The 19,783-nt window shown below is 73.4% G+C and carries 21 protein-coding genes and 2 pseudogenes; 4 read left to right on the plus strand and 19 right to left on the minus strand.

Annotation, left to right across the window (positions count from 1 at the left end; genetic code table 11):
• Positions 1–39: 39 nt before the first annotated feature.
• The 6 genes from B0675_RS30680 to B0675_RS30705 form a co-directional block, all read right to left on the minus strand.
• Positions 40–234, minus strand: a complete 195-nt coding sequence (locus B0675_RS30680; protein WP_081222864.1) for a hypothetical protein — start codon at positions 232–234, stop codon at positions 40–42.
• Positions 235–322: 88 nt separating this feature from the next.
• A complete protein-coding gene (locus tag B0675_RS30685) occupies positions 323–1,573 on the minus strand; it encodes an RNA polymerase sigma factor (protein WP_081222865.1) in 1,251 nt (416 codons plus the stop codon).
• Positions 1,570–1,911 (minus strand): YciI family protein, encoded by a 342-nt coding sequence (locus B0675_RS30690; protein WP_081222866.1) that lies wholly within the window; start codon positions 1,909–1,911, stop codon positions 1,570–1,572. Before B0675_RS30690 ends, B0675_RS30685 begins: the two co-directional genes overlap by 4 nt.
• Positions 1,908–2,654: an SgcJ/EcaC family oxidoreductase gene (locus tag B0675_RS30695; RefSeq protein ID WP_081222867.1), complete on the minus strand. Its 747-nt coding sequence runs from the start codon at positions 2,652–2,654 to the stop codon at positions 1,908–1,910. The genes B0675_RS30690 and B0675_RS30695 overlap by 4 nt, the downstream gene beginning before the upstream one ends.
• Positions 2,655–2,770: 116 nt before the next feature.
• Positions 2,771–4,024 carry a cytochrome P450 gene (locus tag B0675_RS30700; protein ID WP_081222868.1) on the minus strand — a complete coding sequence of 418 codons (1,254 nt, stop codon included), beginning with the start codon at positions 4,022–4,024 and terminating at the stop codon, positions 2,771–2,773.
• 154 nt (positions 4,025–4,178) lie between these two features.
• Positions 4,179–4,844, minus strand: coding sequence for an SDR family NAD(P)-dependent oxidoreductase (locus B0675_RS30705; protein WP_081222869.1), 666 nt, complete (start codon positions 4,842–4,844; stop codon positions 4,179–4,181).
• 443 nt (positions 4,845–5,287) lie between these two features.
• Here B0675_RS30705 and rho point away from each other — a divergent pair, with 443 nt between their 5' ends.
• Both rho and B0675_RS42270 read left to right on the plus strand, forming a co-directional pair.
• Positions 5,288–6,427 carry a transcription termination factor Rho gene (gene rho / locus B0675_RS30710; protein ID WP_081222870.1) on the plus strand — a complete coding sequence of 380 codons (1,140 nt, stop codon included), beginning with the start codon at positions 5,288–5,290 and terminating at the stop codon, positions 6,425–6,427.
• Positions 6,428–6,515: 88 nt separating this feature from the next.
• Entirely contained in the window at positions 6,516–7,709 is a 1,194-nt protein-coding gene (locus tag B0675_RS42270; RefSeq protein ID WP_081222871.1) for a serine hydrolase, read from the plus strand.
• Here the strand turns inward: B0675_RS42270 and B0675_RS30720 are convergent.
• The 13 genes and pseudogenes from B0675_RS30720 to B0675_RS30780 form a co-directional block, all read right to left on the minus strand.
• A complete protein-coding gene (locus B0675_RS30720) occupies positions 7,681–9,003 on the minus strand; it encodes a glycosyltransferase 87 family protein (protein ID WP_241540110.1) in 1,323 nt (440 codons plus the stop codon). The two genes, B0675_RS42270 and B0675_RS30720, sit on opposite strands and share 29 nt — an antisense overlap.
• Positions 9,004–9,119: 116 nt before the next feature.
• The gene (gene mptB, locus B0675_RS30725; RefSeq protein ID WP_081222873.1) at positions 9,120–10,526 is read right to left on the minus strand and encodes a polyprenol phosphomannose-dependent alpha 1,6 mannosyltransferase MptB; all 1,407 of its coding nucleotides are present in this window, start codon (positions 10,524–10,526) and stop codon (positions 9,120–9,122) included.
• A gap of 150 nt (positions 10,527–10,676) precedes the next feature.
• On the minus strand, positions 10,677–11,627 hold the full coding sequence (locus B0675_RS30730) for a glutaminase (protein WP_081222874.1): 951 nt from the start codon (positions 11,625–11,627) through the stop codon (positions 10,677–10,679).
• Positions 11,628–11,741: 114 nt separating this feature from the next.
• Complete coding sequence (locus tag B0675_RS30735; RefSeq protein ID WP_081222875.1) at positions 11,742–12,776, minus strand: asparaginase; 1,035 nt, start codon at positions 12,774–12,776, stop codon at positions 11,742–11,744.
• A 70-nt stretch (positions 12,777–12,846) separates the two neighbouring features.
• Positions 12,847–13,578 carry a FadR/GntR family transcriptional regulator gene (locus B0675_RS30740; RefSeq protein ID WP_081222876.1) on the minus strand — a complete coding sequence of 244 codons (732 nt, stop codon included), beginning with the start codon at positions 13,576–13,578 and terminating at the stop codon, positions 12,847–12,849.
• 150 nt (positions 13,579–13,728) lie between these two features.
• Positions 13,729–14,565: an undecaprenyl-diphosphate phosphatase gene (locus tag B0675_RS30745; RefSeq protein ID WP_081222877.1), complete on the minus strand. Its 837-nt coding sequence runs from the start codon at positions 14,563–14,565 to the stop codon at positions 13,729–13,731.
• 83 nt (positions 14,566–14,648) lie between these two features.
• Positions 14,649–15,023, minus strand: a complete 375-nt coding sequence (gene crcB, locus B0675_RS30750; RefSeq protein WP_081222878.1) for a fluoride efflux transporter CrcB — start codon at positions 15,021–15,023, stop codon at positions 14,649–14,651.
• The gene (locus B0675_RS30755) at positions 15,020–15,424 is read right to left on the minus strand and encodes a DUF190 domain-containing protein (protein ID WP_081222879.1); all 405 of its coding nucleotides are present in this window, start codon (positions 15,422–15,424) and stop codon (positions 15,020–15,022) included. The genes crcB (B0675_RS30750) and B0675_RS30755 overlap by 4 nt, the downstream gene beginning before the upstream one ends.
• On the minus strand, positions 15,421–15,897 hold the full coding sequence (gene crcB / locus B0675_RS30760; RefSeq protein WP_081222880.1) for a fluoride efflux transporter CrcB: 477 nt from the start codon (positions 15,895–15,897) through the stop codon (positions 15,421–15,423). The genes B0675_RS30755 and crcB (B0675_RS30760) overlap by 4 nt, the downstream gene beginning before the upstream one ends.
• Positions 15,898–16,132: 235 nt before the next feature.
• A complete protein-coding gene (locus tag B0675_RS30765; protein ID WP_081222881.1) occupies positions 16,133–17,113 on the minus strand; it encodes an SMP-30/gluconolactonase/LRE family protein in 981 nt (326 codons plus the stop codon).
• 4 nt (positions 17,114–17,117) lie between these two features.
• A complete protein-coding gene (locus B0675_RS30770) occupies positions 17,118–17,405 on the minus strand; it encodes a winged helix-turn-helix domain-containing protein (protein WP_081222882.1) in 288 nt (95 codons plus the stop codon).
• A gap of 141 nt (positions 17,406–17,546) precedes the next feature.
• A pseudogene (locus tag B0675_RS42275) lies at positions 17,547–17,732 on the minus strand (glycosyl hydrolase 53 family protein); the annotation flags it as partial.
• 11 nt (positions 17,733–17,743) lie between these two features.
• Positions 17,744–18,596 (minus strand): annotated as a pseudogene (locus B0675_RS30780) (beta-galactosidase trimerization domain-containing protein); the annotation flags it as partial.
• 290 nt (positions 18,597–18,886) lie between these two features.
• Between B0675_RS30780 and B0675_RS30785 the strand changes: the two are divergent.
• Both B0675_RS30785 and B0675_RS30790 read left to right on the plus strand, forming a co-directional pair.
• Positions 18,887–19,237, plus strand: a complete 351-nt coding sequence (locus tag B0675_RS30785; protein ID WP_081222883.1) for a VOC family protein — start codon at positions 18,887–18,889, stop codon at positions 19,235–19,237.
• Between the two features lie 144 nt (positions 19,238–19,381).
• Positions 19,382–19,774: a MarR family transcriptional regulator gene (locus B0675_RS30790; RefSeq protein WP_081222884.1), complete on the plus strand. Its 393-nt coding sequence runs from the start codon at positions 19,382–19,384 to the stop codon at positions 19,772–19,774.
• Positions 19,775–19,783 lie beyond the last annotated feature (9 nt).

The following is a 19,783-nucleotide window of genomic DNA, read 5'->3' on the forward strand; positions in this document are numbered from 1 at the left end:
GAGCCACCGGGGCCCGGGCGGCGCGCTCGTCGGACAGGGTCAGCCCCCGAGGCGCAGTCCGGCGAGCCAGATGTCCGGGGCCCCGGGATCCGGCCGCCCCGGCTCCCGGGGCGGGTCCGACGGGAGGGCGGCACCGGCCCGCGGCCGGGCGTGGCGCGCGAACAGGGCGCGGAGGCTGTTCCGGCCGCCGGCGCGCGGGCCGGTCGGTGGGGTGGTGGTCGGCGATGTGGTCATCGGATCCTCCTGGGGCGTCGGGTGGTCGGTGCCGACACCTCCCGGCCGACGGCGCGCGAGGTGTCCTCATCCCACCGACGAAGGGGCCCTAGGCGGATCGACACTCCGCGAGCCGTTTCTCCAGGAAGCGTCGCTCGGCCGCGTTCTCCACGAGGTCGAGCGCCCGCTCGTAGGCCGTGAGGGCCTCCTTCGTCCGCCCGTCGCGGCGCAGCAGGTCCGCGCGCGTGGCGGGGAGGAGGTGGTATGCGGCCAGCTCGCCCTCCTCCTCCAGTTCGGCGACCAGCGCGAGTCCGGCGTCGGCTCCGTCGGCCATGCCCACGGCGACGGCGCGGTTGAGCCGGACGACGGCGGAGGGGACGAAGCGCCGGAGCTCGCCGTAGAGGGCCGCGATGTCGGCCCAGTCGGTGTCGCCGGCCGTCGCGGCGGTGGTGTGACAGGCGGCGATGGCGGCCTGGATCTGGTACGGGCCGGGGCGGCCCCGGCGCAGGACGGCCTCCAGGAGTGCCGCGCCCTCGTCGATCTCGGCCCGGTCCCACGCGGCGCGGTCCTGGTCCTCCAGGGTGACGAGGTCGCCCGCCGCGTCGACGCGCGTGTCGCGCCGGGCGTCGTGCAGCAGCAACAGGGCGAGCAGGCCGAGGACTTCGGGCTCGTCGGGCATCAGCCGGGCCAGCACGCGGGCCAGCCGGATCGCCTCGGCGCACAGGCCGGCGCGCACCAGGTCGGCGCCGGTGCTGGCCGCGTACCCCTCGTTGAACAGCAGGTACACCACGCCGAGGACGCCGGTGGTGCGCTCGGGCAGCAGATGCGCGGGCGGTACGCGGTACGGGATGCCCGCGTTGCGGATCTTGCGTTTGGCGCGCACCAGCCGCTGGGCCATGGTCGCCTCGGGGACGAGGAAGGCCCGCGCGATCTCGGGTGTGGTCAGGCCGGCCAGGGTGCGCAGGGTGAGTGCCACCCGGGCCTCGATGGGCAGCGCGGGGTGGCAGCAGGTGAAGATCAGCCGGAGCCGGTCGTCCTGGACGCCGCTGTCGTCCTCGGACTCCGGGTCGCGGGGTCCGTCGTCGCGTGCCAGCACCGCCACCTCCCGCAGTTTCTGCGCGCCGACGGCCTCCCGGCGCAGTACGTCCAGGGCACGGTGGCGCGCGGTCGTGGTCAGCCAGGCACCGGGGCGGCGCGGCACTCCGTCGCGCCGCCACCGGTCGAGGGCCTGGGCGAAGGCGTCCTGAGCGCACTCCTCCGCGAGGTCCCAGTCGCCGGTCACCCGGATGAGGGTGGCGACGACCTGGCCCCATTCCTCGTGGAAGGCGGCGGCGACCGCCTTCTCGACGTCCTCGTTCACTCCCAGACCGGCCGTACCTCCACCGATCCGCCGCCGAGCGCGGCCGGATGGCGGGAGGCGAGGGAGATGGCCTCGTCGAGGTCGGCGACGTCGATGATGTCGATGCCCGCGACGTACTCCTTCGACTCGACGAACGGCCCGTCGGTGAGCAGGACCTCGTCGCCCTGGACGCGGACCGTGGTGGCGTCCGCGGCCGGCCGCAGCCGGGCGCCGCCCTTGACGATGTCGCGGGTGCGGACCTCGTCGATGTACGACAGGAAGCGGGGGTCTTCGGCGAGTTCCTCGGGGCTGAGTTCCTCGCCGCCGACGGGCGTGCAGATGAACAGGGCGTACTTCATGACCGGTCCTCCTCGGCTCCGGGGCCGTCGGTGCCGGCCGGCACCGACCTGTGCTGGTGGACGATCTGCCAGCGGTCGCCCGCCTCCCGGTAGCCCGTGGTGACGCGTTCCGTGGTGTCCAGCGTCCCGCCGTCGGCGAGCGTGGCGCGTGTCCGCACCAGCGCGTGGCTGAAGGCGATGCTCTCGTCGACGCGGAGGCGGTAGTCGGACACCTCGCGCTCGACGGGCCCGGTGATCGTCGAGAACCGGAGCTCCTCGGCCTTGCGGAGGGCGTCGATCCCGCTCTGTTCCTGGCCGCTCACGGAGTGGAAGACGTCGACGTCCGGGGCGTAGCAGGCCATCGCGCGCTCGACGTCGCGCTCGCGGGCGGCCTCGGTCAGCTCCGTCTCGAGGCGACGGATCGCGGTCTCGGCCTCCTCCTCGTCCCAGAACGCGCGGACCTCCATGGCGCCGACAGACGCGACCGGGTGCTTCGCGGCGGCCGCCACGGCCTCCTCCAGGGTGGCGCAGTCGAGGACGTCGAAGCCGGCGATGTACTCCTTGGTCTCGGCGAACGGGCCGTCGGTGCGCAGCACTTCGCCGTCGCGGACGCGGACGGTCACCGCGTCGGCCGGCGGCCGCAGCCGGTGGCCGTGCAGCCGTACCTCGTGCTCGACGCTCAGTTCCTCCACCCAGGGTTCGACGGGCGCCGTGCCCGACCAGTCGGCGGTGTCGTCGCCGCAGACGAGCAGCATGTACTTCATGGTTCCTCCAGGTGCTCAGGGGCTTCCTACACCCCACCGACGAACGGGGTCACGGCGAATCGACAGGGACCGCGAAGTTTTTTTCTCTCCGACCAACGGACCGGCGAAGCCGCAGGTCAGGGGCGGGCGGCGCCTGGCCGGACCGGCAGGGCACGGACGCTGTTCCCCACGAAGCTGGCGTGCCGGGTCAGGTCCCTCTCGGGCACGGCGAGGTCGAGGTCCGGGAAGCGGGTGAAGAGCCGCCGCAGGGCGATGGTGGCCTCCATCCGGGCGAGCGGGGCGCCGAGGCAGTAGTGGGCGCCGTGCCCGAGGGAGAGGTGGCGCACGGCGCCGGTCCGGCGGGCGCGGGTGACGTCGAAGCGGTCGGCGTCCGCTCCGTGCGCGGCCGGGTCGCGCCCGGCGGCCGAGTATCCGGCGAGGACCGGGGTGCCCCGGGGGATGACGGTGCCGTCGAGGGTCAGGTCCCGTACGGGGTAGCGGAACGGGAAGTAGCTCACCGGCGCGTCCCAGCGCAGCGTCTCCTCGACGACGTCCGCCCAGTCCGCCTCGCCCCGCAACACCGATTCCAGCTGGTCCCGGTGCCCGCAGAGCGCCCGTACGGCGTTGGTGATCAGGTTCAGGGTGGTCTCGTGCCCGGCGATGATCATGAGGACGAGGGTGCCGATGAGTTCCTGCTGGCTGAGCCGGTCGCCCTCCTCGTCCCGGGCGGCGATCAGCGCGCTGGTGAGGTCGTCGCCGGGGTTCTCGGCACGTGCGGCCGCCACCGCGGCGAGCACGGCGACGAGTTCGCGGTTCGCGGCGACGACCTGCTCGGGACCGATGTCGGTGGCGACGACCTGGTTGGACAGGTGGTGGAGCCGGTCGAGGTACGCGGCCTCCACTCCGAGGAGTTCACCGATGACGCCCATCGGCAGCGGCAGCGCGAAGTGCCGGCGCAGGTCGGCCACTCCCCCGCCGTCCCGGGCCGCCGCGTCCAGGTTGTCGAGCAGACGGTCCGTCAGGTCCACGATGCGGGGCCGCAGTTGCTCCACCCGGCGGGTGGTGAAGGCCTTGCTGACCAGGGAGCGCAGCCGCCGGTGGTCGTCACCGTCCGCCGTCGTCATCCCCTGCACGGTGGCGAAGGTCAGCAGCGGCCATCCGGCGGTGACGTGTCCTTCGCGCAGCGCGGTGAAGTGCTCGGCCCCCTTGGCGACGTCGGGGTGGGCGAGGAACTCCCGCAGCGCTTCGTGTCCGAGCACCGCCGCGCCCTCCACCTCGCCGGGCAGCAGCACCGTCGCGACGGCGCCGCGCGCGAGCAGCCGTGCGTTGTCGGCGTGCGGACAGCCGCCGGCGGGGTCCGGGCGGTGCGGCGTGCGGGACGGGTTGTCCACCGGGTTCTCCTTGCTGCGGGCCGAGTTGACGGTCGCACGACACCGTCGGCGTCCTGCGACGACCGATTGTGTCCGCTCGGAGCGGCGCGCGCAGTACCTCCGGGAAGGCTTTCGGGCCGCGGGGAATCCGCGTCCGGGATTCGGCCGGAAAGGGTCAGCTGTCGAGGTCGTCGGCGAAGTGCCGGAAACCGTGCCGGTCCCGGTGCATGCCCCAGAGGGTCTCCGCGAGCGCGTCCGGGTCCTTGCGGGGGTGTCCGGGGCTGATGGCGCCGGGGATGATCAGCTGTCCGACGTGGATGCCGTCGGGGGCGAGGGTGTCGTGCAGCAGATGGCCGTAGGCGCTCTCCGCGGCGAACGCGATCGACGTGCCCGCGCGCTCGGGGTGCGGGATCACCGCGCTGCCGCCGTTGACGAACAGGACGGTGCCGCGGCCGAGGGAGCGCATTCCGGGCAGCACCTGGCGTACCGCGGTCACGGGTCCGTAGAGGGAGAACTCGATCGGTCCGACGAGGTCGTCGGGGCGGGTCTCCAGGACCGGCCGCATGAAGTCGGGGTGCGGGATCGGGCTGTACTGCAGCACCTCGATGGGGCCCAGCGCCTCGGGCACGGCCTCCAGCGCCGCGGCGAGCGCCTTCGGGTCGCGTACGTCCGCGGCGAAGCCCCGCGCCGTGAGGCCCGCGTCCGCGAGCTCGGCGGCCAGCGCGTCCACCCGCTCCTGGTCGCGCGAGACGAGGGCGATGCCGAAGCCCTCGCGGCCGAACCGCCGGGCGACGGCCGTGCCGAGTCCGGGGCCTGCTCCGATGACGGCGATCGTGGTCATGTCCTCACCTCGGGTGGTCTGTGCGGATCGAAGGGGGCGGCGGGCTGCTCGAAGGTGGCCAGTTCAGCGTAGGTGCGCCGGCGCCGAACCGACACCGCGGAATAGGTGGAACCACCGGCACGTTGACACCCTCGAACACCACCCGCCGAGAGGCCGGTCACTGTCGGGCCCGCCACACCGGTGGTACGGTGGCCACAGCACTTGTGTACGCCTCCTCGTCAAGGCGCCGGTGCCGGTTCGTTTCCTTCTCGCTGACACGCCGTCGATTCCGACCGCGGACCAGCTTTCTCGCACCACCTCCCGTGCACGACCAGGGACGCGTTCCCGTCGTACCCGAGGTGATGCTCCCGCCGCCCCGAGGCGCGCCCCGCGCCCTCCCTTCCGCGGCTCCTCCCCCCTTCCTTCCGCATGTCCCATGCGTCCCGTCCCCGAGAGGACACCCCATGACCACCACACTCGAACGCCCCCCTGTACAGGAGCAGCCCCGGACCCAGACCGCCGGCGGTGTCCTCGACATCGACGGCAACGGGAAGGGGCACCTGCGCTCCGCCGACTGCCTGCCCTCGTCCGCCGACCTCCAGGTCTCCCCCGCGCTCGTCCGCCGACACGGCCTGCGCAAGGGCGACACCGTCGAAGGCGTACGCGGCGGGCCCCGCACCCTCACCGAGATCCGGAGCGTGAACGGCCGCTCCCCCGAAGAGCTGCGCCACCGCCCGCACTTCCGCGACCTCACCCCGCTCCACCCGCGCGACCGGCTGCGTCTCGAACACCCGGCGAGCGGAGCCGCCGGACGGGTCGTCGATCTGTTCGCACCGGTCGGCAAGGGCCAGCGCGGCCTGATCGTCGCGCCGCCCAAGACGGGCAAGACGGTCCTGCTCCAGCAGATCGCCGCCGCCGTCGCCGGCAACCACCCCGAATGCCACCTGATGGTGGTGCTGCTCGACGAGCGGCCCGAGGAGGTCACCGACATGCGGCGTTCCGTGCGCGGCGAGGTCTTCGCCTCCACCTTCGACCAGACGCCCCGGCAGCACATCGCGCTCGCCGAACTCGTCGTCGAACGGGCCAAGCGGCTCGTCGAGGCGGGCCAGGACGTCGTGATCCTGCTCGACTCCCTCACCCGGCTGTGCCGCGCCCACAACAACGCGGCCTCCGCCGGCGGCCGCACCCTCAGCGGCGGTGTCGACGCCGCCGCGCTCCAGGGCCCCAAACGGCTGTTCGGCGCCGCACGCCTCGCCGAGGAGGGCGGCTCCCTCACCATCCTCGCCACCGCCCTGGTCGAGACCGGCTCCCGCGCCGACGAGTACTTCTTCGAAGAGCTGAAGGGCACCGGCAACATGGAGCTCCGGCTCGACCGGACCCTGGCCTCCCGCCGCGTCTTCCCCGCCGTCGACATCAACCCGTCCGGCACCCGCCGCGAGGAACTGCTCCTTCCCGCCGCCGAGTTGCAGACCGTACGCGGACTGCGCCGCGCCCTGCAGACCCGAGACGGCCAGACCTCCCTGGAGACACTCCTGGAGCGCCTGCGTGCCACGCCCGACAACGCGGCCTTCCTGCGACAGGTGCAGCCCACCCTGCGCTCCTGACCTCTCCCGTTGCGGCATCCGGGTGCTCGGCGCCGTCACTCGGCCCGGGCAGCCCGGCGTGTCGGGCCTCCGTTCCTACGTTTGCGGTATGACCATCGGATTCTCATTCCGGACTGCCGCCTCTCGTTCCGCGGTCTCCCGCGTCGCCGCCCGCTGTTCCGCCCTCTGCGTGGCCGGCGCGCTGGCCGTCACGCCGGGGCAGGCCGCCGCCCTGTCCGGTGCGGACCCGGGGACACCGCGGCCCACGGTCGCCCCGCCCTCGTCGCTCTACCAGGAGGGGACCCAGGCGCGGCTGAAGGCCGGCGCTCCCGCCGTTCCCGAGGACATCTCCGCGCTGTCCTGGCTGGTCGCCGACGCCCGTACCGGGGACGTGCTCGCCGCCCACGACGCCCACCGGGCGCTGCCGCCGGCCAGCACCCTCAAGACGCTCTTCGCGCTCACCGTCCTCCCGAGTCTGCCCGGAGGCATCCGGCACACCGTCACCGAGCGCGAGCTGGAGGGCATCGGTCCGGGCAGCAGCATGGTCGGTGTCGCCGAGGGAAACACCTACCGCGTCGCAGACCTGTGGCGCGGGGTCTTCCTCAACTCCGGCAACGACGCCGTCCACGTCCTCGCCTCGATGAACGGCGGCTGGACGAGCACGGCCACCCAGATGCAGGCGAAGGCCCGCGCTCTCGGCGCCCGCGACACCCACGTGGTGTCGCCCGACGGCTACGACATGCCGGGGCAGGTGTCGTCGGCGTACGACCTGGCGGTCTTCGGCCGCGCCGGGCTGCGCAACGCCGACTTCGCCCGGTACTGCGCCACGGTCGACTCCATGTTCCCGGGCAACGGCTCTCCGTACGGGATCCAGAACACCAACCGGCTGCTGACCGGCGCCGACGGTGTGGCGCGCTACCCGGGCATGATCGGCATCAAGAACGGCTACACCACCAACGCGGGCAACACCCTCGTCGCCGCCGCGCGGCACGGCGGGCGCACCCTCGTGGTCACCGTGATGAACCCTCAGGCGGGCGGCGGGTTCACCGTGTACGAGGAGGCGCGCTCGCTGCTCGACTGGGGCTTCGCGGCCGCCGGCCACGTCGATCCCGTGGGCACCCTGCTCGACACCCGGTCCGTGCCGGCGGCCGGTCCCGCTGCGCGTCCCGTGGCCGCCGCGGTCCCGGACGACGAGGGGCTCGGGTGGGCGGGGGCCGCGGGCATCGCCGGCGCCGCCGTACTGGGCGCCGTGAGTGTCGCTCTCGCCCTAAGGTTCAAGGCGGCCCGGGGGCCGCGCGCCTGACCTGGGGCCCGGCGTACGGATCGGCCTCGCTCGGGCACGCGGGATCCACCGCCTCCCGCGCCCGCCGCGTCACCCGAGCACGTCGTCCGCCCGGGTGACGCTCCGCCGGACGACGTGCCCTCAGGGCCGGAGGAAGAGGGGCGGCGGCACCGGGCACCGCTGCCCGGCCGGTACCGGGCCGAACGGCCTCCCCCACCGGCAACCACACCAACAGCCCGAGCGTGATCCACGTATAGATGTTGCTGCCGAGGAAGCCGTCGAACCCGGACGCGTCGTCGAACCACAGCCAGACGACGCTGCTGCACAGCACCGCGTACAGGGCCGCCGCGATCCGGAGCCTGCGGTGGCGCAGCAGCACGGCGAAGGACGGCAGCAGCCAGACCAGGTGGTGCACCCACGTGATCGGGCTGACCAGGCAGGCTGCGAGGCCGGTGAGGGCGAACGCGGCGGCCCAGTCATCGGCCACCAGGGCGCGCGAGGTCCGCCACGCCCATACGCACAGGACCAGCAGGACGGCCGTCGCCCAGAGCGCCCGGCTCGGTTCCCCCGGTGCGGCGAGCCGCGCGAGCACTCCCTGCACCGACTGGTTGGAGACATAGGCGAGGCGGCCGACCCGGCCCGTGTCCCACAGGGCGTCGGTCCAGTAGAAGCGCGAGGCCGCCGGTGCCGCCCAGGCGGCCAGGCCGGTGGCCGCCCCGGCGACGGCCGTGGCGACACCGGCGGCGCGTCGGCGGCGGCCGAGCAGCAGCAGCACGATGAACAGCGCGGGGGTGAGCTTGACCGCCGCGGCGAGGCCGATGCCGACACCGGCCCAGCGACCGTGCCCACGCGCCAGCAGCCGCGCGTCGGTGAGCACGAGGGCCAGCAGCACCAGGTTGACCTGCCCGAAGCTGAACGTGTCGCGGAGCGGCTCGAACAGGGGCAGCAGACAGGCCGTCAGGGCGAGCCCGAACCAGCCGTGGCGGCGCAGGGCGGGCCCGATCAGGAATCCGGCCACGACCGCCAGGGCCGCCAGGTTGAGCAGCAGGGCGAGGACGATCGCGGTGCGCAGTCCGACCAGCGCCATGGGCAGCATGCCGAGGGCCGCGAACGGCGGATAGGTGAAGCCGTACGTCGTCCCCGGTACCCGGTAGTCGTAGATCCGGCCGCCGTGGTGGATCCAGGCGTCGACCGTGCCGTAGTAGACACGCAGGTCGAACCAGTCGCGCAGCAGCGGCACCGTGGCCGTGAACACCCCGACCGTCACTGCCAGGAGCAGCACGAGGACGAGCCGTCGGCGGTCGGTGCTCAGCAGCGCCGTCGCGCCGTCGGCGCCCCGCGCGTCGCCGGTGCGCCCGCGCGCCCCGTACCTCCCTCTCACCCTGCTCCGGACCGTTGCGCCGCGCGGGGATTTCGTCGTGCCGTCGGCGGTCATGCCGTTCGCTCCCGTACCGGTGACTGCGGCCGGGCCGCCTGGTGGGCCTGCCAGAGGACGACGAGGGCGAGGACGCCCCCGGAGACGGCGAGGATCACCTGTTCCACGTCGGCCGGGGCGCCGCTCGGCAGCACCGTGAGGGCGAGCACCGCGCTGGCGGCGGCGACCCGGGTCCGCACCGAACCGGTGGGCGCCGCCGCGGCGATCAAAAACAGGCCCCACAGCGCGTACCAGGGCCGGACCGCCGGTCCGAACACCGCGACGGCGGCCAGGCTCAGGCCGAGCGCGTAGACGGGTCCGGGCCGCAGCCGCAGCCATATGAACAGCAGCAGGGCCGCGGTGACGAGGAGTCCGGCGGCGTGCCAGGCGGGCAGGGCGAACGGTGCGAGCCCGCTGCCCAGTTGTCCGAGGGCGGCTCCGGTGACGCGGCCCAGGAGGCTGGTGGGCGACCAGTTGTGCGGTGAGACGGGGGTCTTCAGGGCGGCGATCCAGCCGTACCCGGTCCCCGCGGCCGCCGTCGCGACCACGGTCGTGGCGGCGGCCGCCGTCGTGGTGGTCACCGTGTGCCGCAGCACCGCCCGCGGTCCACGCCCGCGCGAGCGCAGGGCGACGACCGCCACCAGGCCGAGCGCCGCGGGCGCCTTGACCAGGGCGGCGAGCGTGATCAGGACGACGCCGAGAAGGGGCCACCGGCCGCGCGCGGCCACCAGACCGACGCCGAGGAGGCCCAGCATGACGGCGTCGTTGTGCGCGCCGGCCACCAGATGGAGGAGGACCAGCGGGTTGAGGGCGCCGAGCCACAGCGCGGCGGCCGGATCGGCGCCGCTGTGCCGGGCGAGGCGGGGCAGCGCGGCCGCCATCAGGGCGACGCCGAGCAGCGCGATCAGACGCATGCCGAGCAGTCCCGCCGGCAGCTGACCGCGGGTCAGCGCCGACAGGACGGAGGCGACGACGAGGAAGACCGGTCCGTACGGCGTCGCCGTCTGCTGCCAGACGGGCGCCACCTCGTCGGCGAGCGGTCCGCCGAGCTGCGCGGGCCCGTTCGCGTACACGTCGATGTGGGCGTCGACCATCGCGCCCTGCGCGAGGTAGCTGTAGACGTCCCGGCTGAACAGCGGTGGCGCGAGCAGCAGCGGTGCCGCCCAGACGGCGAGGACGAGCAACAGGGAACGCGGGGTGGGCGGTTCGGGCCCGCGGACGACTCCGCCGAGCAGCACCCAGGCCGCTATCAGCAGGACGACGCCGAAGTACACGCCGACGAGGCCCAGTACGGCCTGCACCGAGCCGGGGGCGAGGAAGTCGTGGGCGGGCAGCGCCCCGGCGGTCTCGCCGCCCAGCGCGAGGAAGGCGGTACCGGCCAGGCCGAGGGCCTGACAGCGACGGAGATCGACGGGGAAACCCATGGCCAACACTCGGTCAGCGTGTCGACGCCGAGTGGCCGGAAGGCGACGCGGCGCTCTCCTGGCGGGGTCGGACGCGTGACCTCCCTGTGCCCGGTGTCGCGGCCGGGGCACCGGACGGACGCCGGGCCAGGGCCGGCGCCCGGAACACGTCTAGAACACCGACACTCCCGTGAGGGTGGTGAAGCGGTCCAGGGCCGCCACGCCCGCGACGGAGTTGCCGCGTTCGTCGAGTCCCGGGCTCCAGACGCAGAGCGTGCAGCGGCCCGGCACCACGGCGATGATCCCGCCACCCACCCCGCTCTTCCCGGGCAGCCCCACCCGGTACGCGAAGTCGCCCGCCGCGTCGTACGTCCCGCAGGTCAGCATGATCGCGTTGATCTGCTTGGCCTGGCTCTGGGTGAGCAGCCGGCTGCCGTCGGCCCGGATACCGTGCCGGGCGAGGAAGCCGGTGGCCAGGGCGAGATCGGCACAGGACGCGGCGATCGAGCACTGGAGGAAGTACTGCTCCAGGAGTACCGGGACCTGGTTGTCGATGTTGCCGTACGACGCCATGAAGTGGCCGAGTGCGGCGTTGCGGTCGCCGTTCGCGGCCTCGGACGCGGCGATGTCCTGGTCGAAGGCGAGATCGGGGTTGCCGCTCTCGGCTTGCAGGAACTCCAGCAGCGCGCCGGCCGCGTCGCCGGTCCGGGTCTGCAGCCGGTCGGTGACGACGAGGGCGCCGGCGTTGATGAACGGGTTGCGGGGGATGCCGTTCTCGTACTCCAGCTGGACGAGGGAGTTGAACGGGTTGCCGGAGGGTTCGCGCCCGACGTGGTCCCACAGGGCGTCGCCCTCACGTGCCAGGTCGAGGGCGAGGGTGAAGACCTTGGTGATGGACTGCGTCGAGAACGGCTCCCGCCAGTCCCCCACGCCGTACACCGTGCCGTCGAGTTCGGCGACGGCCATGCCGAAGCGGCGCGGGTCGCAGGCGGCCAGCGCCGGGATGTAGTCGGCGGGCCGGCCACGTCCGGGCGTCTGGGCGACCTCGGTGGCGATGCGCTCCAGCACGGGCTGGAACGTCAGCGACGACGGGTACCACGATTCCCCAGGCATGATCACCATTGTGCGGCCCTCCCGGTCGTGCGGCTCGTCCCGGATCCGATGTCGCGGTCCGGTCCCGTCCGGGGCGGGACCGGACGGGACTGGCAGGGCGGGACACTGCGCCCGGCCCCCCCCTCAGGCGTGGGCCACCGCGCCCAGCGGGTCGAGCGCCCGGACGGGACGGATGTGCCCGACCACCGCGCCGCCGCCGAGGAGCGGCGCGCCGGCGAAGGCGGTCAGGGCCGCCGGGTCGACCCCGGCACGGGCGAGCGCCGCGGCGGCCACCGGGACGCGTGCCCGGTCGGCGCCGTCGGCGATCTTCACGGCGACGGCGCGGCCGTCCGGCAGCGCCGCGACCTGCACTCCCTCGAACCCGTCCTTGGCGACGAGTCCCGGGACGGCGCGCATGAGGGCCGCCACGTCGCGGCCCTCCCCCGAGACCATCTCGGCGTGCTCGCGCATCGCGCGGGCCACCCGTGCCTCGGGGGTGCCCGGCTCGGCTGCCGCGATCCGGACGACGGCCCGGGCGAGGCCGTGCAGCGAGACGGAGAACAGGGGCGCGCCGCACCCGTCCACGGTGACCTGGGCGACGGCCTGACCGGTGAGGTCCTCGACGGTCTCGGCGACGGCCCGCTGGAGCGGGTGCTCCGGGTCGAGGTAGTCGTCGAGCGTCCAGCCGTTCAGGCGCGCGGTGTACAGCATGGCCGCGTGCTTGCCGGAGCAGTTCTGGGCGAGCCGGGAGGCGGACCGCCCGGCACGGGTCCAGGCATCCCGGACGGCGGGACCGTAGGGCAGGTCGGGGGTGTTGCGCAGCCGGTCCTCGGGCAGTCCGGCCCGCTCCAGGATGCGGCGGGCTCCGGCGAGGTGCCGCTCCTCCCCGGAGTGGCTCGCGGCGGCCAGGGCGAGCAGTTCACCGTCGAGCGGGAGCCCGGCGCGCAGCATGGCGACGGCCTGTACGGGCTTGAGCGCGGAGCGCGGGTAGAAGGCGGCCTCGATGTCGCCGAGCTGGAGGTCCACGCCGCCGTCGGCGGAAAGGACGACGACCGAGCCGTAGTGGATGCCCTCGATGACGCCGCCGCGGACGAGCCGGGCGACGGGTGCGTGCAGGGGTTCGCGGATGACGGGCGCCGCCGCGGAGCGCGGGCCGCCGCAGGCCGGGGCCGGGTTCACGCCTGGGCCCCGTTCCGTATCCGGGTGCGCGGGGTGTGCGCGGGACCGTCCTGGTTCCGGGTGTGCTCGCTCATGACTCGGGGCGGCCTTTCGTGGGGGTGTCCGCGCGCTCGGGGCGCACGATGGAGGCGAGGGTGGTCTCCACGCGGTCCAGGTGGTGGGCCATCGCGTCGACGGCGTCGTGTTCGCTGCCCGCGGCGAGCGCTTCGAGGATCGCCCGGTGTTCGCGGTCGGACTGCTCGCGCCGGCCGCCCAGTTCGTTCAGGAACGCCGACTGCCGTGCGAGCGCGTCCCGGATCTCCTCGATGACGCGGCGGAAGACAGGGTTCCGCGAGGCCTCGGCGACGGTGATGTGGAAGACGGTGTCCAGGGCGACCCAGGCCGTGGTGTCGGTCTCGCGCTCCATCCGGTCGAGCAGCCCCGTGAGCCGGTCGAGGTCCTCCGGGGTGCGGCGCAGGGCCGCGTAGCCGGCGACGGGGAGTTCGACATGGCGGCGCACCTCCAGCAGGTCGCCCGCCGTGTAGTCGCCGAAGGTGGGGTCCTGGACCGTGGCGGCGACGACGAAGGTGCCTTTGCCGGTACGGGACACGGTCAGGCCCATCGCCTGAAGGGCCCGCAGCGCCTCGCGGAGCACCGGGCGGCTCACTTCGAGGCGGCGGCACAGCTCCGCCTCGGAGGGGAGCTTGTCGCCGACGGCGTGGTCGCCGCGCTCGATGGCGTCGCGGAGGTGGGTCAGCACCGCTTCCATCGCGCTGACGCGCCGCGGCACCGGACCACCTGTCTGGCTGTCTGACAGGTTCACCCGGATGATCCTCCGGACGGGTGAGGCACGTGTCAAACCGGCACGGCACGCACCAGGGGGCGCGCGGCCCGCTGCTCGGCCTCGCGCCCCCTGGGAGCGGCTCCTGCGTGTCCGGGACGGCGCTTCGCGCGGGCACCCCGGGTGTTGGTCTCAGCTGTCGAGGACTCCGGCGCCCAGCAGGCCGAGGAGCGCCACGCCGATGACGATCCGGTAGATCACGAAGGCGTTGAAGGAGTGCTTGGCGACGAACTTCAGGAGCCAGGCGATGGAGCCGTAGGCGACCACGAACGACACGACGGTGCCGGCGACGAGCGGGGCGGCCCCCACCCCGGTGCCGAGGGCGTCCTTCAGCTCGTAGAGACCGGCGCCGGTGAGGGCCGGGATGCCGAGGAAGAAGGAGAGCCGGGTGGCGGCGACACGGTCCAGGTCGAGGATGAGCGCGGTCGACATGGTGGCGCCGGAGCGCGAGAAGCCGGGGAAGAGCAGGGCGAGGATCTGCGAGCTGCCCACCAGCATCGCGTCCTTGAACGAGGTGTCGTCCTCACCGCGCTTGTGGCGGCCCATCTGGTCCGCCGCCCACATCACGCCACTGCCGGCGATCAGCGATCCCGCGACGACCCACAAGGAGGCGAGCGGGCCCTCGATCAGGGGCTTGGCCGCGAGACCCACGATCACGATCGGGATGGTCGCGTAGATCACCCACCAGGCGAACTTGTAGTCGTGGCTGGTCCGCTGCTCCTTGTCCCGCAGCCCGCGGCCCCAGGCGGAGACGATCCGCACGATGTCCTTGAAGAAGTACACGAGCACGGCCGCGATGGCGCCGACCTGGATGACCGCGGAGAATCCGACGACGGCGTCGTCGTCGACGGGGATCCCCATCAGGCCCTCGGTGATCTTGAGGTGGCCGGTCGAGGAGACGGGGAGGAATTCGGTCACCCCCTCGACGACTCCGAGGACGACGGCCTGACCGACGTTGATGACGCTCATGGGATCCAGTTCTGAGGAGATGGACGACAGTGCTGTAGACAGCGCAGGAGACAGTGTTGCCTACGCACGGCGCAGCACGGTACCTACGTCCACACCGCGTGCGCGAACGCGACCCCGGCGAACGCGGCGCCGAGGCCCGCCGTCACGCTGACGATCACGTTGGCGGCAGCGTAGAACGCGGCCCCGGTCCCGGTCAGCCTCAGCGTCTCGTAGGAGAACGTCGAGTACGTGGTCAGGGCCCCGCACAGGCCTGTGCCGAGCAGGAGTTGCAGGTGGTCCGAGGCGTGTCCGGCCGAGGCGGCGCCGGTCAGCAGGCCGAGCACCAGGCAGCCCGCCACGTTGACGACGAGGGTGCCCCAGGGGAACAGCGTGTCGTGTCTCACCTGCACCGCGCGGTCGGTCAGATAACGCAGGGGTGCGCCGACCGCCGCGCCGAGGACCACCAGCAGCCAGTTCACAACCAGTTCTCACCTTCGTCAGCCGTGCCGCCACCGGTTTCCGGATGCTCCCGTCCGGGTGTGCCGCCCCGTCCCGCGTACCGGACGACCTCGCAGTCGTCGAGGATCACGAGTCCCTCCGTGACGAGTTCGTCGAGTTGGGGCAGGAAGGCCCGGACGCGTTCCTCGGTGTCCACGACGATCACCGCGACCGGGAGGTCCTCGCTCATCGACAGCAGCCGTGAGGTGTGGATCAGCGAGGACGCGCCGAAGCCCTCGATGCCCCGGAAGACGCTGGCGCCCGCGAGCCCCGCCGCGTGGGCCCGGTGCACGATCTCCGCGTAGAGCGGCTTGCGGTGCCAGGTGTCGTTCTCGCCGATGAAGATCGTCACCCGCAGGGCGCTGCCTGTCAGCCTCGTCATCGCTGCCTCCGTGCCAGGGCTCGCCGGGTCGCCGTCACGGCCAGCCACACCGCCGCGAGTGCCGCGGACAGGGTCGCGGCGAGATAGCCGAGACCGACGCCGGGACGGCCGTCGTCGACCAGTTTCTGGATGTCGACGGCGTAGGTCGAGAAGGTGGTGAAGCCGCCGAGCACGCCGGTGCCGAAGAAGGGGCGGACGAGGCGGTGCGCCGCCCACACGTCGGTGATCAGCACCATGAAGACGCCGATCACCGCGCAGCCGACGACGTTGACGGTGAAGGTGGTCCAGGGGAAGGTGCCGGCGGGCGTGGGCCACAGCTCGCCCGCGCCGTAGCGGGCGGTGGCGCCGACGGCGCCGCCGAGGGCGACCATCGCGACGACCGGGCCCTGGCCGTGCCAGGGGGAGGCGCTGCGCGCGGGTGCGCGGACCGGGCTGCCGGACTCGTCGACGCGGTCGGGGTGCGGGACCGTCATGTTCCTCGTGCTCCTACTCGCCGGGCCGGTGCGGGCGCACGGCATCGCAAGCAGGGACCGTCGGCGGCGCGACTGCCGCGGTTCGGGTACGGCGGGCCCCACCGCCGCGCCGCGACACAAGATCGCGGCCGGTGAAAAGCGTACCGCCGTGCGCGCGGACGGCGCACACGCGCCTCACCCCCGGCCCGGTCTGCGCGCGCGGTCGGCCGGGCTCGCCGACCGGTCCGTGCGGGGTTCAGCCCGGGGTACCGGGCAGGTCGCAGACCGCGAGACCGGGTTCCCAGATGCTGCCGAGGACCAGCCGGCCGTCGGACTCGCAGACGCTGGTCACCATGCGGAACCGGGAGCGGCGGCCCTCCAGGTGGTGCAGGACGCGGCCCTCGTCGTCGACGGCCAGGACGCCGGTGGTGCGGGGCGGCCGGAACGGGGCGCGGACGGCGATCCGGGCGGCGGTGCGGCGCACGGCGGGACCCCGGCGGTGCAAGAGTTCCAGGGCGCCGACGCGGGGACCGGCGAGTGCCACCCAGATCGGTCCGCCGGGGGCGCGCCAGAGGTTGTCCGGCTGACCGGGCAGGTCGTCGAGGAAGGTCTCGGCGCGCCCCTGCCGCGGCCCGGTGAGCCAGTAGCGGGCGAGCCGGCACGCGCCGGTCTCCGCGACGACGAGGAAGGACTCGTCGCCGGCGACGGCGAGCCCGTTCGCGAACTGCAGCCCGTCCAGCAGCACTTCGGGTTCCTTCTCGCCCGGGGCGAGGCGCAGCAGGCGACCGGTTCCGGTGTGCTCGACGAGGTCGCCGATCCAGTGCGCGAGGGGGTAGTCCCGGCTGGAGACGGTGAAGAGGACGGTGCCGTCGGCCAGGGCGACCACGTTGCTGCAGAAGCGCAGCGGCCTGCCCGCGACGGTGTCGGCGAGGACGCGGACCACTCCGTCGTCGAGCCCGATCCGCAGCAGTCCTCGTTCGGCGTCGCACACCAGCAGGGCGTTGTCCGGGAGGAGTTCGAGGCCCAGCGGTCGGCCGCCCGTCTCGGCGAGGACGCGGACTCCGGGGCGGTCGGCGTCGCCGGGCCGTTCCACTCGGACGATGCGACCGTCCTCCAGGCCGGTCAGCACCCCGCCGCGGTGGTCGGCCACCACGTCCTCGGGGCCGCGGCCGCCGAGCGGCAGGAGACGCCGGGGCACGAGGGCGGTGGGGCGTGCGGCGGCGGACGTCCGGTCCACGCGGCTACCAGCCTTTCTCGAAGAAGTGGCTGACCTCGGCGATGCGGTACTCGTCGCGCCGGTAGTAGGTCCGCCGTCTGACCTTCTTGGCGCGCAGCAGACCGACCCCGGTGAGGAGGTCGAGGTGGGTGCGCGCCACGGCCCGGCTCACACCCAGCTTGTGGGCGAGGGACTCGGGGCTCACGCCGTCCTCGACGAGGTCGCCGTGCCGCTGCCGCGGGAAGTGCTCCGCGGGGTCGCGCAGCCATTCCAGGATGTCCAGCCGATGCCCGTTGTCGGGAACCTTCAGCATCTCGTCCCCCTCCGTCGTGACGGTCTCCCGCTACTCTCCCGCAGCCCGGAGCGGCCCGCACGGCCTTCGGCGAGCCTGGCCGGACCCGCACGGCGGCGGAACGCACGGGGCCCGGCCGCATCGGCGGCCGGACCCTCGCGTTCAGCGGTGGCCGAAGAGGGACATGGCCGGAAGGGCCTTGTCGTCGAAGCCGAACAGGGCCTGGTTCTCCCAGCCGTTGCCGGAGGCGGGGTCGGCCGGGTCCCAGCCGTTCCCGGCGACCGCCGTCCAGGTGGCCTCCCAGTAGAAGACGCCGAGGCCGCGGCCGTTCGGAACGGCCTCCACGATGTGTTCTGGCTCTCGGCTCCGAGGCATGTCGACATGTACCAGGCGTCGCCGGCACCGAGGGTGCGTGACGGTCACGACGGGGTGCCCGGCGGTGAGGCCGTCCGCGTAGGTCCAAACGGTCTCCGCGCCGCGCGGCATCACGAACTCGGTCCGCAGGTCGCCGGTGAGTTCGGAGCCGTCCGGCCTGGTGACGCGGACGCGCTCCCCCTGGAGTAGCGGGGAGAACTCCTCGACCGTCAGGCCCAGTACGTCCCGCAGGGCTCCGGGGCAGGGGCCGTCGTGCACGGCGTCGTGCTCGTCGACGATGCCGGAGAAGTAGGGACGCGCAGGGTGCCGCCGCTCTCGACGTACCTGCGGACGTTCTCGGCCGCGACCTCGGCCATGAGGTTGAGAGCTGGGACGGCGACAAGGCGATAGGCCGACAAGTCGCTTTCCGGGTGGGCGAAGTCGACGGTGATGTGTCGGACTCAGCGGGCCTCTTAGAACGTGTCGGCGCGCTCGCGGGGGTCGTGTTCATCGCTGGGCCGCCACTGGAGGCTCTGCGCCCACCAGCAGTGCCAGTCCCACGGCACGGCCACGTCGGCGACCGTCCGTGTCTCGGCGACGGGGGCCGTCCGGGATCACGCGCGGTGGTCGACCTGGTCGAAGCCGGTGCGGTGCTGGCCCCAGAAGGCCGTTCCCCAGGCCTCGTCGAGGGCGTCGACGGTGCCGTGGAGTCCGCGGGCCAGCGACAGAAGTGCGCGGCACAGGCGGCGCAGTAGCAGGCCGAGAAGGGGACGCCGCACTCGTTGGGGACGTTCCACAGGGGTGCGCGGCGTGGTCGGCGCACCGGGTGGCGAGCCGTGTCGCGATGGAGACGGCGGCGCGGTCGCGTGATCGCTCCATCACGCCGCCGCGCGCGAGACACGTGCTTGACCTGGCCAACCCGCCGGCCGTGCGCCCCAAGCCCGCCACGACTGATTCACGTACCCCCCCCGGCAGTCGGTGGAGGGGGAGGCACGACAGCCCGCCGCACCGGTGTCCTTTCTCCCGGGCGGCGGTACCGGTCAGGATTCGAGAAGCCGTCGGCCGGTCCCCCGGCCTAGCGTGGAGGGACCGCCGGAACAGCCGACGGGACCGGCCGACCCGGCCGCCACGCACACGGAGGACTCGCCATGACCGCCGGACTCAAGACCGTCATCTACCCCGTCAAGGACATCGCGAAGGCGAAGGCGCTCTTCACCGCGCTGCTCGGGGTGGAGCCGTACGTGGACGAGCCGTACTACGTCGGATTCAAGGACGCCGGCCAGGACGTCGGCCTGGACCCGAGCGGTCACTCCAAGGGGATGACCGGGCCGGTGCCGTACTGGCACGTCGACGACATCAAGAAGACGCTGTCGGACCTGCTCTCGGCCGGTGCCGAGACGCTCCAGGACGTCCAGGACGTGGGCGGCGGCCGGCTCATCGCGTCGGTCAAGGACGCGGAGGGCAACCAGGTCGGGCTGATCCAGGACACCGCCGCGTAGCCACCGCCGTGCGGGCCCGGGGCGTGCGAACCGCACCCCGGGCTCGCGGCCGACGGCGCACGGGTCCGGAGCCACGGGCGAACTGGATGCGAATGCACTAGTTGCACAGTCAATGAATGGCCCGATCTCCAGTACCATTCGGTTATGGCAACGCAGACGCCCGATGCCCGGCTGGAGGACCAGTGGCGGGACATCCTCTCGGTGCACGCGCGCACGATGTGCGAGATCGACCGCGCCCTGCACCCGCACGGCCTCGGAGCCAGTGACTTCGAGGTCCTGGACATCCTCGCCTCGGGCGCCGTGTCGGAGCCCGGCGAGCACTGCCGGGTACAGAACATCGCGGGGCGGGTCCATCTCAGCCAGAGCGCGCTGTCGCGGCTCATCGGACGTCTGGAGAAGGACGGCCTGGTCGAGCGCACCGTCTGCGAGGAGGACCGCCGCGGGGTCTGGGTCGCCCTCACCGGGAAGGGCCGTGCCCTGCACGCCGAGGTGCTCCCCCTGCAGCGGTCCGTGCTCGCCCGCATGCTGCGGGACTGACCCGCTCCA

Origin of the sequence: Streptomyces sp. M41(2017) (assembly GCF_002078175.1) — a bacterium.
In the GTDB taxonomy this organism is placed as follows: Bacteria; Actinomycetota; Actinomycetes; order Streptomycetales; family Streptomycetaceae; genus Streptomyces.